Consider the following 13,822-nt stretch of genomic DNA (forward strand, 5'->3'; position numbering starts at 1 on the left):
ATAGCTGGAGCGAATTTATTGCCATGGGTGGCTATGGGGTATATGTCTGGGGCTCTTTTATAGCCTGTTCTGTAGCCATATGCATGGAGGGTGTATTGCTGGCTCATGCCCGCAGACAAACAATGCGGCAAATCGCCCGCGCCAGCATGCTGGCCAATCTGGCGCGCAGTCAGGTGGCAGGGCTACAGGTGGCGGATCAACACAAGGCCAGTCAACAGGAGGGCGCGCAATGAGCCCACGCCGCAAACGTATGCTCTGGGTCGCAGGTGCGCTACTGACCTTGGCCCTGGTGGCCTTTTTTGTCGTCAATGCTTTTCGCGAAAACCTAGTGTTTTTCTATAGCCCGACCCAGATTGTCGCAGGCGAAGCCCCCGAGGGGCGCGCTTTCCGCATTGGTGGCATGGTGGCCGAGCATTCGCTACAGCGCCAGCGCGATGGGGTCACGCTGCAATTTGCCGTCACTGATACCGACAAAACCATTGAGGTTCACTACCAAGGCCTGCTGCCTGATTTGTTCAAGGAAGGTAAAGGCGTCGTGGCGCAGGGCAGCTGGGACGGCAAAGTGTTTACCGCGACCGAAGTGCTGGCCAAGCACGATGAAAACTATATGCCCCCCGAAGCGCAAGAGGCCGTGAACAAGGCGCATCAGCGGGCAATCGAGAAAAAGGCCGTTCAATGATTGGTGAACTGGGGTTATTTACGCTGATTCTGTCGACCTTGGTCGCGCTGGTGCTGGCGGTGTGCGGCATCGTTGGCGGGCAGACGGGCAGTGTGGCTTTGATGCGCATCACGCGCCCGGCAGCGGTGTGGCAATTATTATTGCTGGCTACATCGTTTGCCTTGCTGGCGGTGGCTTTTTTGCTGGATGATTTTTCGCTGATCTATGTGGCCAAGCAATCGAACCGGCTCTTGCCTGATTTATATAAATTTGCCGCAGTTTGGGGCGGGCATGAGGGCTCGCTGCTGCTGTGGATTTTAATGCTCTCCGGCTGGACTGCAGCTGTGGCCTTGCTGGCACGCAGCATCCCGCTGCAGGTGCGCGCGCTGGTGCTGGGCGTGCTAGGGTTTGTTGCAGTGGGCCTGCATCTGTTTATTTTGCTCACTTCCAGCCCCTTTTCCCGCCTGCTGCCTGCCGCGCCCGAAGGCAATGATCTGAATCCATTATTGCAAGACCCGGGCCTGGTCTTTCATCCGCCGCTGCTGTATATGGGCTATGTCGGTTTTGCCGTGGCGTTTGCTTTTGCGATTGCCGCCTTGCTCACCGGGCGGCTCGATGCTGCGTGGGCGCGCTGGAGCCGCCCGTGGACTGCGGCGGCATGGGTGTCGTTGACGTTAGGCATTATGCTCGGCAGCGCCTGGGCCTATTACGAGCTGGGCTGGGGCGGCTGGTGGTTTTGGGATCCGGTTGAGAATGCGTCGTTTATGCCGTGGCTAGCGGGTACGGCGCTGATTCACTCGCTGGCGGTAGCCGAAAAGCGTAACGCCTTTAAGCACTGGACGGTGCTGCTGGCGATAGCCACTTTTTCGCTCTCCTTACTGGGGACGTTTCTGGTGCGCTCGGGCGTGCTGACTTCGGTGCATGCCTTTGCCACCGACCCGACTCGCGGCATGTTTATTCTGATTTTTCTGTGCGTGGTGATCGGCTCGTCGCTGCTGCTATATGCCTGGCGCGCGTACCAGATGGAAGGCGGTGGCGTATTTGCCTGGTGCTCGCGCGAAACGCTGCTGCTGCTCAATAATGTGCTGCTCACCGTGGCGTGTGCAACGGTGATGCTGGGCACGCTGTATCCGCTGCTGATCGACGCGCTGGGCATGGGCAAGCTCTCGGTCGGGCCGCCGTATTTCAATGCTGTGTTTGTGCCGCTGATGCTGCCGATGCTGCTCTTGGTCGGTATGGTGGGGACGATGCGCTGGAAACGTCACGCGCCGGGCGAGCTGGTGACGGCTTTGCGCCTGCCTGCGGTCATGGCGGTTGTGGGTGGCTTGTTGCTGCCATTGCTCTGGAGTAGCACCTGGCGCTGGGGCGTGGCGTTGGCGCTGGGTTTGGCGCTGTGGGTGGCGTTCACCGCTGCGCTCGACTGGCTGGGGCGTTTAAAGCTCAATTATGCAAAACAGGCCTCGTTCTGGCGCGCCATCCGGGCGCTGCCTGCTTCGTTTAACGGGATGCATCTGGCGCATCTGGGCGTGGCGGTGTTTGTCGCTGGCGTCACGGTGGTCTCGGGCTACGAGCGTGAGGATGACGTCAAAATGCTGCATGGCGACACGCTGGCCGTGGGCGGCTACCTGCTGCGCTTTGACGGCGTGAGTGCCGAGCGCGCCAGCAATTATGCCGCCTTGCGCGGCTCGCTTGCGCTATTAAAAGACGGCAAGACCATCACCGTATTGCACCCGGAAAAGCGCCAGTATTTCTCCAGCAAAATGCCGATGACCGAGGCCGACATTCATTCCACACCGTTTTACGATGTGTATGTCTCGCTGGGCGAGCCACTGGAAGCCAATCCATTTAGCGGTGCGTGGGTGATCCGTGCGCATTACAAACCGCTGATAGGCTGGGTCTGGGCTGGCTGCGTGCTGATGGCACTGGGCGGGGTGCTGGCTTTGAGTGATCGGCGCTATCGTTTGAAGAAAAAAGCAGAGGCCGCAGCATGAAGCGCTCTTCGTCCATCATCCCATTGCTGCTGTTTATTGCGCTCGCGCTGCTGCTGGCTGTGGGCCTGCGGCTCAATCCGCGTGAGATTCCGTCGCCATTGATTGGTAAGCCTGCGCCGGCGTTTACGCTCGACAGACTGGATCAGGCGGATCAAACGGATCTGAAGAAACCATTTGCCAGCGCAGCATTAAAAGGCCAGCCGTGGATACTCAACGTCTGGGCGTCGTGGTGCAGCGCCTGCATTGCCGAGCATCCGGTGCTCAATGCCTGGAAAGACAAGCTGGGTGCGCCGATGATCGGACTGGCGTACAAGGATCAGGACGCTGACGCCCGGCGCTGGCTGGCAGGGCGCGGCAACCCCTATTCCCAGGTGATTGCCGACCGAGACGGCCGGGTCGGGATTGATTTTGGCGTTTATGGCGTGCCGGAAACTTTTGTCATTGATGGCAAGGGCATTATTGTGCTCAAACACACTGGCCCGGTTACTGATGCGGTGATGAGTGACAAAATTATTCCGGCTTTGCAAGCCGCGCGCGTGGCGGGGGCTCACTAAATGTTGATGAAATTTGCAATGCGCCTCGCCACCCTATGGCTGCTGAGTGCGGCGCTGGTTTCGCCAAGTCAGGCTGGAATATCCGCCGATAGCAGCGCAGCTTCTAACTCCATCTCCAGCGCCGCGTCTAGCGCCATCTCCAGTGACGTGGCGGTCGAAGAACGGCTGGTCGTATTGTCTAGCGAATTACGCTGTCTGGTTTGCCAGAACGAAAGTCTGGCCAGCTCGCGCGCGCCGCTGGCGGAAGATTTGCGCCGCGAAGTGCGTGAGCAAATCCGCGCCGGGCGCAGCGACGCGCAGATTATCGACTATCTGACTGCGCGCTATGGTGATTTTGTCACCTATCGGCCGCCGTGGCGTGGTCGTACCTTGCTGCTCTGGCTGGGGCCTTTTTGTCTGTTAATACTGGCTATGGGTATGTTTATGTACGGCATATCCAGAAAGAGACAGCAGCATATACCTGCTGATGTATCGCCTCTTGGTCGCTCATCTGATCAAGCGTCCAATCCGCTGTCCGATCGAGTGTCTAATCAGGAAGCGCTAGCGAGTTTGCAGCGCGAATTTGCCGAGAAAAGCCATGAATGAATTTGCCCTGCTGTGCGCCGCGCTGGTGATGCTTACCCTGCTGGTGCTGCTGTACCCACTCTTGCGGCAGGATAAAAACGCCAGCATCCGGACCGATACCGAAGCCTTGCGCCGCGCGCGCTATCAGATGCATGCCAGTGTCGTGGCCGAGTTGCAGGCCGATGTGGCCACAGGCCGCCTTAATCAGGCCGAATACGCCGCCAGTCTGGCCGAGGCCGAAACGCGGCTGATTGCCGAGGCCGGGCGAAGCGAAGTGGCTTCTGCAAGCACGGTTGATACCGGGGCTGATGTCGGTGCTGGCGCGGCGGTTGGCGGTTCCACATTACAGTCACGCTCCGCCTTGCTCGGGCTTATCGGCATTGGTTTGCCGCTGCTGGCCGCGCTGCTGTATTTCCAGCTGGGCAATCCAGCCGCGCTAAATCCGCTTAATCGCCAGGCCGCGCCTGAAGGCAGCATGAACGCGATGATGGACGCAGCCAAAATCGAAGGCATGGTGAAAAGCCTGGAAGCCAAAATGGCGCTCGAGCCCGATAACGTCAAAGGCTGGCTGATGCTGGCGCGCAGCTATCGCACACTGGCGCGCTACGACGAGGCGGTGAAAGCCTATGAAAAAGCCTGGCCTGCAGTGCAAAAGGATGCTGGTGAGATGGCCCGCTTTGCCGGTTCGCTCGCGGTGCGCGACAATAGCTTTGCTGGTCGCCCAACACAGCTATTGGCGCGTGCGCTGGAAATGAACGCGCGCGAACCCGACGCGCTGATGCTCGCCGGCAGCGCCGCACTGCAACGCGGTGATCACGCGGCGGCCATTCAGTGGTGGGAAAAACTGCTCGCGCTGCTGGAGAGCGAATCGGAAGACGCCCAATGGCTGCGTGAAGAAATCCGTCTGGTCAAAGAAGACGCGCAGAAAGCGGCGTCCCAAGCCGCCAGCGCACATGCCCAAAACCCTGAGTAATATTTCGCTACAGCTGAAGGCAAGGGGGCAAGGTAATCAAAGTTGTGGGCGGGATTCGTGTCAAAATCTGCTATATCAACGTCAAGACCAAGAAAAAAGCTTTCATCGTGGCCATTTCATTAAGCAGAACCATTCTGGCATTACCGCAGAAGAATACCTCGCTGCACATTGTACTGATCACGGCGGTCATCTGTTTTGCCTACGTGCTGACTGGCAAGCTTAGCCTGTTGCTGGCTATTCCTCCCGGTTATGCATCTGCCATTTTTCCTCCTGCGGGCATTGCAGTTACGGCGGCATTCATTGCCGGAAGGCGCTCGATTCCCGGTGTTCTACTGGGCTCTTTTCTGCTCAATGTATGGATAGGGTATGAAAGTACCCAGTCAATTAGCGTGCTTGGCTGCACTGCGGCGCTGTGGATTGCCTGCGCTTCCGTGATTCAAGCTTGTGCGGGCGGCTGGTTGCTGCGCAAGATCGTGAATTACCCTGCCGCTTTTGATAACTTGCGGGATGTGGTGGCCTTTCAGCTGCTGTCCCCTTTGATCTGCCTGATTAGTGCAACATTATCAGTGAGTGCCTTGGTTATTCTTGGCATGGTGCAGCAGAGTAATTTCATGCTCAGCTGGTTGATGTGGTGGGTCGGCGATACATTGGGTTTGCTGATTTTGCTGCCATTAACGATGGTTGTTGCCGGTCGGCCCCGTGCCCTGTGGCGCAAACGGGCCAGTACCGTTGCTATCCCCATGTTGTTTGCATTTTCCGTGCTGGTCGTACTGTATGTCCATGTGAGCCGTTGGGAGCAAGCGGAGTCGTTGGTCGAGTTTCGTTTATTGTCACAGCGAATTGCAGACAGTGTCCAGGCTCGGCTGGATAACCAGGAGTCTTTGCTGGAACAGACACATGGTTTTTTTGCCGGAACTGATGACGTAACGGCCGATGAATTTCGGCGGTTCTCCAAAGAAGCACTTAAGCGTTTTTCGATGATACGCGCCATCGAATGGGCCCCCCGTGTCGAATCCTCCCGGCGGCTTCAATTTGAGGCGCAGCAGCAAGCACGCATTCCAGGGTTTCAGATTAAGGATAGAAATAGCGGCAATGAGCTACATCCTGCACTCCCAAGAGCTGTGTATTACCCGATTACCTATATCGAGCCTTATCCGGGGAATGAGGCTGCAATGGGCTTTAATATCCTCTCGACCCCTAATCGGGCTGAAGCATTGGCCAAAGCAATCCGGACCGGACGCGGTGTCGCAACTCCGCCGCTGCATTTGTTGCAAACGCCCGAGAGCCCTTTTGGGTTTTTATTGCTGCATGCCATTAAGAATTCCCGCTCTGGTGACGGTATCGTTCTGACCATTATCCAGGCAGACCAGTTCATGGCAAAAATACTGCCATCGGATCAGGAGCTGCTGCATATCCGCTTGATCGACACTGGCACCGCCCAAGTCGTTTACAACACCTTTCCAAGTACTAGCGCGCCTGCAATTTGGCAGCAAAAACTCATCTATGGTCAGCGCGAATTCTTGCTGGCGACTTCACCCAGTCCCATTTATCTGGACAAGCACCGAGGTTGGCAAAGTGCCGCTGTTCTGGCCGCCAGTATTCTGGGTATCAGTTTGCTGGGGGCATTTCTGATGCTGGGAACGGGATACGCTGCACGGGTTGAAGCCTTGGTTGATGAGAAAATTGCCGAGTTGACCGAAAGTACCGAGAAATTGACTGGACTGTATGAATTGTCGCCTTTAGGCATTGCGCTGGCGGATATGGATGGCCGTTATCTGGAGTTTAATGAATCGTTTCGACGGATTACAGGGTATGGCGAACAAGAGTTGAAGCAGTCGGATCATTTGGAGCTGACACCAGAAAAATATCGCCAAAGTGATCAGCTTCAGCTCGAACAACTGCGAAAGCAGGGGCGCTATGGCCCATATGAGAAAGAGTATGTCCGCAAAGATGGCCAATGGGTGCCTGTAAGCCTAAATGCTTTGCTGATTCATGGCAAAAATGGTGAACAGTTTATCTGGTCAATCGTGGAGGATATTTCCGAGCGGAAAAGTGTTGAAGAAGCTTTAAGGGTGAGTGAAGAGCGCTGGAAATTTGCACTTGAAGGTGCGGGTGACGGTGTGTGGGACTGGAATTTGCAAACGGGTGAAATTTTGTTCTCCCGTCAGGAAATGACAGTGATCGGCTATCCCGGAGAGGAGGCTCAGTCAATTACGCTGGCGCAGTGGATGTTGCATCAGCATCCTCAGGATCAGGCTTTGCGGCAGGCTGCTGTGCAGGCGCATCTGAGTGGGCAGGCCCCCTTTTATCAGTGCGAATATCGGGTTCGGACCCGTGATGGACGCTGGAAATGGATCTTGGCGCGCGGGATGCTCGTCAGCCGCACTGAGGATGGCCAGCCTTTGCGTATGATAGGAACGCATGCCGATATTGATGAACGCCAACGCATGCAGCGCAAAGAGGCAATGCGCAGTAATGTGATGGAAATGCTGGCTCGTGGAGTACGGCTCAAGGAAATACTTGATGTATTAATCGCAATGCTTGAGGCAGAAGATGATGAGTTGATTTATGCCACTTTCAATCATGATGAAGCAGGTGGTTATGCACTGGCAGGCACCTGTCTGCCTTTGCTCTGGTATCCAAAACAGCCCGAAGTTGCCATGCCTGTGCACAATGTAGCAGGTCAGGATGGGGTGAGCGCAACGCCGGTTGAGGGGGTCGAGCTTTGCCGCTCTGAGCTAATTGTTTCGGACCGGGATGTGGTTGAAGGCATTCTCGTTTCATTTCACAAACAGGTAGGTGGGCGCTCTATTGCGGATGCCGAGCTGCAACAACAGGCGGCCAAGTTAATTGGCGTTGCGATTAAGCACAAACGCACAGAAGAACAATTGCTGCTGGCTAACTCGGTCTATATGGCCAGTAGTGAAGCGATTATGGTGGTTGATGCCGCAAACCGGATTGTTGCTGTTAATCCGGCATTTGAAACGATTACAGGATATGCCGCGACAGAAGTACTAGGGCATGACCCCAAGTTGATGAGATCCCCTCAGCAAACGCCGGATTTATACCGTGACATGTGGCAGGCTATTGTGGAGAGGGGCGTTTGGCATGGTGAATTGTGGAATCAGCGCAAAGACGGCCGCAGTTATCCGGTCAATATGCACATCAGCAGCATTAATGATGAGGATGGCTTAGCGCGGCGGCGGATTGCAATTTTTACCGACATTACTGACAAAAAAATTGCAGAAGAACAGATTAATCATTTGGCTCATTACGATTTGCTCACTAATTTGCCCAATCGTGTTTTATACGCTGACCGATTGTCCCTTTCGCTGGCTGTTGCACGTCGTAATCGCTCTCTGGTCGGTTTACTGTATGTCGATCTGGACGAGTTCAAACCAGTGAATGATAGCTTTGGCCATGCAGTTGGTGATGTGTTGCTTAAGCAGGCTGCGCAGCGAATGCTGGCCTGTGTCAGGGAGTCCGATACCGTGGCTCGGATTGGGGGGGATGAATTTGTGGTGATTCTGCCTGCGGTGCAATCCTTGCAGGATGTACAGCAGGTTGCTGAGAAACTGCGCCTTGCACTCGTAAATCCGTTTCTGATTGATGAGCATTGCCTGAATATTTCAGCCAGTGTTGGTGGTGCTATTTATCCGGGGCACGGGGAAGATGAAGAGCATTTGATGCAGCACGCTGATCATGCCATGTATATGGCGAAGAAAGCCGGGCGCAATAGGGTGTATATTTTTGGGCAGTCCGAGCCTGAGGCATGAGCAATGTCAGCGAGCCAATGCTCATTGGCTGCTTTGGCCGCCAGTGATGGCCAATTCGGGTATTGAGGCCCGGATTGGCCATGATCCAATGAATGCGCTGTTAAGGATTGCTGCCTTGTCCGCTCCAGCTCCAGCCAGGATAAAGCACTGAATTTACCGTGGCGTTGTTGCCGCTAAATATGGAGTGTGGTTTTGCTGGGGTGACCCAATTGCTTGCCGTTGAGTGCTCCAGCTCAAAGACCACATTGCCATAAAGTCCATATGGGCCTGTCACCGACGATTTGCGGTAGGCCGCGAACATGGTTTGCCCACCCATATCAATTTTGCCGACTTCACTTTCACGATTTATTTCTACCGCCGCTTTTCCCCAGATACCCAGTGCAGCAATACGGGCTTTATTGTCTGCCAGGAAATAGGCGTTGGCAGAAACTTGAACCTGTTTGAATGTATTGGCTTCTCCGCTTGATTTGGCTGCTGAGGTATCGCGTACATCGAGTGTGGTCTGTGTATTGCCAGCACCAAAGTCGGCAGATGAAGCGCCGATCACCAGTACTTCGGCTTCATTGAGATGATTCAGGAATAGGCTGCTGCTATCGGTGGCAATATATTGTCCTCGCGGTACTTCCCAATCACTTTTGGCATTGGTGCTCATGCCGTCAATCGCCACGCTTGCATTAGCCTGGGCTTTAATTGCCGCCATACCTGAGGGCACATTGATATTAAAATTTTCCAGCCGAACAATGGCCGATTGCACGAGGATGGCCACTTGTTCGGCATTGGCTTGCGTGACACGCAGCGAGCCGCTTCGCTTCGCGTCATTCACGATTTCAACATTGCCTTGCTCAATGTAGAGCGGCCCGTGACATTCACCCGAGATCACCAGACGTGTTTTTTCGCGTGCCGGCACTTTACGTTCAAGTGCATTTTTAAGTGCTTTGGGGTGGTTGTCGCAGTTAACCTTGATCTGCGTTGTATTGCTGTCAAAGGTATTCGTTGCCGTGAATTCATATGCTGATGAGACCGCACTCAAACTCGCCAAGGCTGTGGCAATACTGATAAACAGTGCTTGATGTGTCATTTTGACTCCTCCAAAATCATTATTTGCATGACAAGCTTGGGCTAACGTCAACAGACCCTAGAGGCCGTAATGATTGAACCTATGTCGTTCAGCCTGCTTGTGCGCTGATTTTAATGAGTAATGACCATCAATTTGAATGTTCGGTTTTTCCGATTTCTTTGTCTGATTATGCGGTTAAATCAACCTGGTCTCAGCTCGCTGTAGCCGCTTGCTGTGCCAGTAGCAGATAGTGCGCCAGCTGTTTTTGTGCGATCTGCTCAGGCGAGTGCAGCTTGAGATGCCGACGGACCTTGCCCTGACCTTCGAGCAAGCCGTAGGGATCGATGATTTTGGCGCCGCTGCCAAATTCGACCGAAACATGCGCCTGATAGGCAAAAACACCGGCAAACTGCACGCCTGCCGTAAACAGGATGCCGCCGTATTTCACCTCTTCGGCATCAAGCTCCACGCTCTCGCGCACCAGCGTGCCTACGGCCTCGACAATTTCATAATTTTGCGGGCTTACAAAACGGATGTCGTCCACAAGCGCCTGGACGGATTGCTTTGCTGATTGATGCTTTGATCGATTGCTCATGGCTACCTCGCTGGCTGATGTTGATCGCGTGAGCATCAATTTACCTGCTTATCATCCAGGGATAAACGGGCCCTTGTCACCACGCAGCTTGCGAGGGCTTGGCCCGGATTGGGCCGCCGTTTACTTGATGCCATTCTCCACCGCCCACACCGCAGCTTCCAGTCGCGAGCGGAAGTTGAGTTTGCGCAGCAGGCTTTTGACGTGCACTTTTACTGTGCCTTCTGCGATGCCCAGCTCGCGGCCGACCAGTTTGTTGGATAGCCCTTGCGCCAGGCATTGCAGGATCTCCTGTTCGCGCTCGGTCAGGTGCGAGATTTGCTGGTTGCGATCGATGGTGTCGTCTTCGCGCAGGGCCAGCGCCAGTGCGCGCCCCAGCCGTTCGGGGATGGCCATTTGTCCATCCAGCGCTTCCTGCAGGCGGGCGATAATGTCTTCGGGCTCCATGTCCTTGAGCAGGTAGCCGTCGGCGCCTGCACGTACGGCGTTGACCAGATCGCGGCTTTCATCCGAGACCGTTAGCATAACCACTTTGCTGTCCAGATCAAGCAGCTTGATTTCGCGCAGCGTGGCAATGCCGTCCATGTCTTTCATGTTCAGGTCCAGAATCACCAGATCAGGCTGCAACTGGGCGACGGTCTTGACCCCTTCAACGCCGCCAGCGGCTTCGCCAACGACTTGAAATTGCGGGTTGAGGGCGAGTAATTGCACCACACCTTTGCGAAAAAGCGGGTGATCGTCGATGACAACGATGCGATATAGCGCTGAATTCATGCTGAATGATCCTGATTGGAATGGCGGTTGAAAGACGGCTGATCCGGCTGGTCGCTTTCTGGCTGGCTAGCCGGGGAGGGCGTGTGTGTGTCGTTGTGCGATTCCCGGTTCGAAAAAGGCGTGCTGGGGATAAAGCGCAAAATCACCTGCGTGCCCTGTACTGGGCCGGGCTGGATGCTCAGGCGGCCACCCAGGCTGCGCGCGCGGTCGCGCATGATCGAGAGGCCATAGTGCTGCGCCCTCTCCGGGCTGGGGTTGATGCCGTGGCCATCGTCGTTGATCTGCACGACAATTTCATTGCCTATCCAGGCCAGATGCACCTGGGCGCTGTGTGCCATGGCGTGGTGATGCACATTGGCCAGCGCTTCGCGGACAATTTGCAGCACGTGGATTTCCTCTTCGGCGGCCAGCTCGATGCCGAGCAGGTGGTTGGCCAGCTCGATCTGGATGCCGGTACGTTCGGAAAACTCCTTGATCGTGGCCTGCAAGGCGGCGTTAAGCCCGCCCTGATTGATTTGCAGGCGAAAGGTCGTCAGCAGCTCGCGCAGCTGGCGGTAGGCGGCATTGAGCCCCTCGCGTAACTCTTGTAGCGTGGCCTGGGCGTCATCGGGTTTGTCGTTCAGCTGGCTTTGCAGGCGCACAACCTGGATTTTCAGGTAGGAAAGCGCCTGCGCCAGTGAGTCGTGCAGCTCGCGGGCGATGACCGAGCGCTCTTCAAACAGCGCCAGCCGGTGTAGCGACTGCTTGCGGCGCGATCCGGCCAGCGCCGCGCCCAGATTGTGGCTCACGTCTTCCAGCACCTGCATTTGCCAGCTGCTCAGTGTAATGCCGTCTTGCAGCGTCAGTGGCATGATGCCGTAAGTGATGCCGCTGTCGAGCAGCGGAAATACCAGCTCCTTGCGCGGGTGGCTATGCGGATCACTATTTTGGCGTTGTTGGCTATTTTCGATGCAGCCAGCGCAATCTTGCTCCAGGCAGCCCAGCCGGATGCCTTCCTGCTGGTTATTGGCCAGCTTGAACGCGCTTTTGAGCGGGATGTCGCGCGGATTGGTTTCGGTCAGGCAGATGGCGGCGTTTTGCAGCGGGATGAATTCGCCCAGCGCTTTGAGAACCGAGTCGAAAATGGTCTGATCGGGTTCGTGATCGGCCAGCAGCGCCTTGATCCGGTAGCGCAACTGCAGCGCGGTCTGGTTCTGCTCCAGCTCGGCGGTTTTTTCGGCGACGCGAGATTCAAGCTGGCTGTAGCTGTTTTCCAGCTCGTTGAACATGCGGTTCAGCGCGGTTTTCAGTGTACCAATTTCACCACTGGCTGGCGTACTGATGCGGGCGGCATAGTGGCCCGACTCAACCAGATTGGCCACTTTAGCCATACTGCTAAGGGGGTATGTGATTGCACGATAAGCCCAGATTAGTATCCAGGAAAATACCCCGAATACCGTAAGCAGGGAAATCCATTGCAGCCGGGCCAGCAGCTTCAGGCGCTCTTCGTGCGCCTGCTCCAGCGCATCAACAAACTGGTCGATTTCGTGCACGTACTGATGCGTGCTGGGTAAGAGTATGCTGGCGTACAGCGCATCATCGCGTTCAAGGCCGGGGCGGATTTCATTGCGCCAGCGGCTTTCTATTTCGTTAAAGCGGATGCGAACGACATCCTTGTCGTCTTGCGGTAGCGCCTTGCGAATGCTGTCGTGGTACAGGCGGCGCTCGAATTCGGCGATCACTTCGCGCAAATTGGGGTGCGAGCCGGGGATGGGGTCGGCAGGTGCCAGTGCGGTGGCGGCAATCAGATAGGACTGCTTGCGCAAGGAGCCGGCCATATTGATTGCCTCGCCGCCGCCCGAGGACAGATTGGTCATCCAGCCGCTAATCAGCAAGCTCAGCACGCCGGGCAAGATCAGGATCAGCAGCGCCAGCGACAGGCGGGTAATCAGCGATAGTTGGCTGAGTTTGAGGGGGCGAATCAACACGGTTACTCCAGAAGTCTCAAGGCGTATTTTCCTGCTCTGGCTGACAGCACTATATACCCACGAGTGGGTAGGGATCGCAGATGCTACCCCTTCGGTGTAATTGTGGCACAGCAGGCACAGGCCTAGTCTGTAGGACAACAAAGAGAGCCATCATGTCCGTTGACCAGTCCCGCCGCAGTTTGCTGTTTGGCCGCAAGCCCGTAGCGCAAAGCCCAGTGGTGTTTCGCCCGCCGTGGGCGATTGCGCAGTTTGGCGAGCATTGCACCCGCTGCAATGCCTGTGTCGAAGCGTGCCCGACGCGGATGATTGTCCGCGGTGACGGTGGCTTTCCCGAGCTTGATTTTACGCGGGGCGAGTGCAACTTCTGCGGCGAATGTCGCACAGCCTGCCCAACCCCGGCTTTGAGCGCCGCACAGCCCTGGCAGCAGGCGATAGTCATTGAGATAGCCAATCGCTGTCTGGCCGAGCAGGGCGTCGAGTGCCGCGTCTGTGGCGAAAGCTGCGATGCGCGCGCCATCCGTTTCATTTTGCAGCCTGGCAAGGTGGCGCAGCCGCAGCTCGATCCGGAGGCCTGCACCGGCTGCGGTGCCTGCATTGCACCTTGCCCCAGCCAGGCCATCGGCATGATCCAAACAGGAAAAACAGCATGAATATGTACAGTCTGGTCGTTCGCGCCTTGCCGGACAAAATGGCGCTGGTTCGCCAGCAATTGCTCACCGTGCCGGGGCTGGAGCTGCATCAGGAGCATGAAGGCCGCCTGATTGTTACGGTGGAAGATGTGCCGGGCTATCGAACCAGCGAAGCGCTGACAGCAATCCAGTCGTTTGACGGGATTATTTCCACCACGCTGGCATACGAATACTGCGACGACGAGCAGTAAGCCTGCATGTTGCGCAAGCGCAGAACAAGAAATATC

At 56.0% G+C, this 13,822-nt stretch carries 13 protein-coding genes; 9 read left to right on the top strand and 4 right to left on the bottom strand.

From position 1 onward, the window contains the following. The first annotated feature begins 23 nt into the window (after positions 1–23). From ccmD to FLS37_RS10280, 7 genes are read left to right on the top strand one after another with little or no spacing between them, the layout of a single operon-like run. On the top strand, positions 24–233 hold the full coding sequence (gene ccmD / locus FLS37_RS16985; protein WP_255446433.1) for a heme exporter protein CcmD: 210 nt from the start codon (positions 24–26) through the stop codon (positions 231–233). Next, a complete protein-coding gene (gene ccmE, locus FLS37_RS10255; RefSeq protein ID WP_157669803.1) occupies positions 230–679 on the top strand; it encodes a cytochrome c maturation protein CcmE in 450 nt (149 codons plus the stop codon). Before ccmD ends, ccmE begins: the two co-directional genes overlap by 4 nt. Beyond that, entirely contained in the window at positions 676–2,649 is a 1,974-nt protein-coding gene (locus FLS37_RS10260) for a heme lyase CcmF/NrfE family subunit (RefSeq protein WP_157669805.1), read from the top strand. The genes ccmE and FLS37_RS10260 overlap by 4 nt, the downstream gene beginning before the upstream one ends. Continuing rightward, positions 2,646–3,203, top strand: a complete 558-nt coding sequence (locus FLS37_RS10265; RefSeq protein WP_157669807.1) for a DsbE family thiol:disulfide interchange protein — start codon at positions 2,646–2,648, stop codon at positions 3,201–3,203. The genes FLS37_RS10260 and FLS37_RS10265 overlap by 4 nt, the downstream gene beginning before the upstream one ends. Further along, entirely contained in the window at positions 3,204–3,788 is a 585-nt protein-coding gene (locus FLS37_RS10270; RefSeq protein WP_232522566.1) for a cytochrome c-type biogenesis protein, read from the top strand. Further along, positions 3,781–4,740 (top strand): c-type cytochrome biogenesis protein CcmI, encoded by a 960-nt coding sequence (gene ccmI, locus FLS37_RS10275; RefSeq protein ID WP_157669809.1) that lies wholly within the window; start codon positions 3,781–3,783, stop codon positions 4,738–4,740. The genes FLS37_RS10270 and ccmI overlap by 8 nt, the downstream gene beginning before the upstream one ends. A 44-nt stretch (positions 4,741–4,784) precedes the next feature. Then, entirely contained in the window at positions 4,785–8,516 is a 3,732-nt protein-coding gene (locus FLS37_RS10280) for a PAS domain S-box protein (RefSeq protein WP_157669812.1), read from the top strand. A 100-nt stretch (positions 8,517–8,616) separates the two neighbouring features. Here the strand turns inward: FLS37_RS10280 and FLS37_RS10285 are convergent, their stop codons facing one another. The 4 genes from FLS37_RS10285 to FLS37_RS10300 form a co-directional block, all read right to left on the bottom strand. After that, complete coding sequence (locus FLS37_RS10285) at positions 8,617–9,594, bottom strand: hypothetical protein (protein ID WP_157669815.1); 978 nt, start codon at positions 9,592–9,594, stop codon at positions 8,617–8,619. Positions 9,595–9,784: 190 nt separating this feature from the next. Then, entirely contained in the window at positions 9,785–10,168 is a 384-nt protein-coding gene (locus tag FLS37_RS10290) for a DUF1801 domain-containing protein (protein ID WP_157669818.1), read from the bottom strand. 120 nt (positions 10,169–10,288) lie between these two features. Next, on the bottom strand, positions 10,289–10,939 hold the full coding sequence (gene narL, locus FLS37_RS10295) for a two-component system response regulator NarL (RefSeq protein ID WP_157669821.1): 651 nt from the start codon (positions 10,937–10,939) through the stop codon (positions 10,289–10,291). Continuing rightward, positions 10,936–12,906 (bottom strand): histidine kinase, encoded by a 1,971-nt coding sequence (locus FLS37_RS10300; RefSeq protein WP_157669824.1) that lies wholly within the window; start codon positions 12,904–12,906, stop codon positions 10,936–10,938. Before FLS37_RS10300 ends, narL begins: the two co-directional genes overlap by 4 nt. Positions 12,907–13,058: 152 nt before the next feature. Between FLS37_RS10300 and napF the strand changes: the two genes are divergently transcribed. After that, the gene (gene napF, locus FLS37_RS10305) at positions 13,059–13,556 is read left to right on the top strand and encodes a ferredoxin-type protein NapF (RefSeq protein ID WP_157669827.1); all 498 of its coding nucleotides are present in this window, start codon (positions 13,059–13,061) and stop codon (positions 13,554–13,556) included. Further along, positions 13,553–13,786, top strand: coding sequence for a chaperone NapD (locus FLS37_RS10310; RefSeq protein WP_157669829.1), 234 nt, complete (start codon positions 13,553–13,555; stop codon positions 13,784–13,786). The genes napF and FLS37_RS10310 overlap by 4 nt, the downstream gene beginning before the upstream one ends. The last annotated feature ends 36 nt before the right edge of the window (positions 13,787–13,822 follow it).

It is taken from the genome of Chitinibacter sp. GC72, assembly GCF_009760905.1.
Taxonomy (GTDB): domain Bacteria; phylum Pseudomonadota; class Gammaproteobacteria; order Burkholderiales; family Chitinibacteraceae; genus Chitinibacter.

What these genes read in the sequence shown, in the direction of transcription:
- FLS37_RS10310 (WP_157669829.1), top strand. Translation starts at nt 13,553, where the DNA reads ATGAATATGTACAGTCTGGTCGTTCGCGCCTTGCCGGACAAAATGGCG.
- FLS37_RS10260 (WP_157669805.1), top strand. Translation starts at nt 676, where the DNA reads ATGATTGGTGAACTGGGGTTATTTACGCTGATTCTGTCGACCTTGGTC.
- ccmD (WP_255446433.1), top strand. Translation starts at nt 24, where the DNA reads ATGGGTGGCTATGGGGTATATGTCTGGGGCTCTTTTATAGCCTGTTCT.
- FLS37_RS10265 (WP_157669807.1), top strand. Translation starts at nt 2,646, where the DNA reads ATGAAGCGCTCTTCGTCCATCATCCCATTGCTGCTGTTTATTGCGCTC.
- narL (WP_157669821.1), bottom strand. Translation starts at nt 10,939, where the DNA reads ATGAATTCAGCGCTATATCGCATCGTTGTCATCGACGATCACCCGCTT.
- ccmI (WP_157669809.1), top strand. Translation starts at nt 3,781, where the DNA reads ATGAATGAATTTGCCCTGCTGTGCGCCGCGCTGGTGATGCTTACCCTG.
- FLS37_RS10285 (WP_157669815.1), bottom strand. Translation starts at nt 9,594, where the DNA reads ATGACACATCAAGCACTGTTTATCAGTATTGCCACAGCCTTGGCGAGT.
- FLS37_RS10290 (WP_157669818.1), bottom strand. Translation starts at nt 10,168, where the DNA reads ATGAGCAATCGATCAAAGCATCAATCAGCAAAGCAATCCGTCCAGGCG.
- FLS37_RS10270 (WP_232522566.1), top strand. Translation starts at nt 3,204, where the DNA reads ATGTTGATGAAATTTGCAATGCGCCTCGCCACCCTATGGCTGCTGAGT.
- napF (WP_157669827.1), top strand. Translation starts at nt 13,059, where the DNA reads ATGTCCGTTGACCAGTCCCGCCGCAGTTTGCTGTTTGGCCGCAAGCCC.
- ccmE (WP_157669803.1), top strand. Translation starts at nt 230, where the DNA reads ATGAGCCCACGCCGCAAACGTATGCTCTGGGTCGCAGGTGCGCTACTG.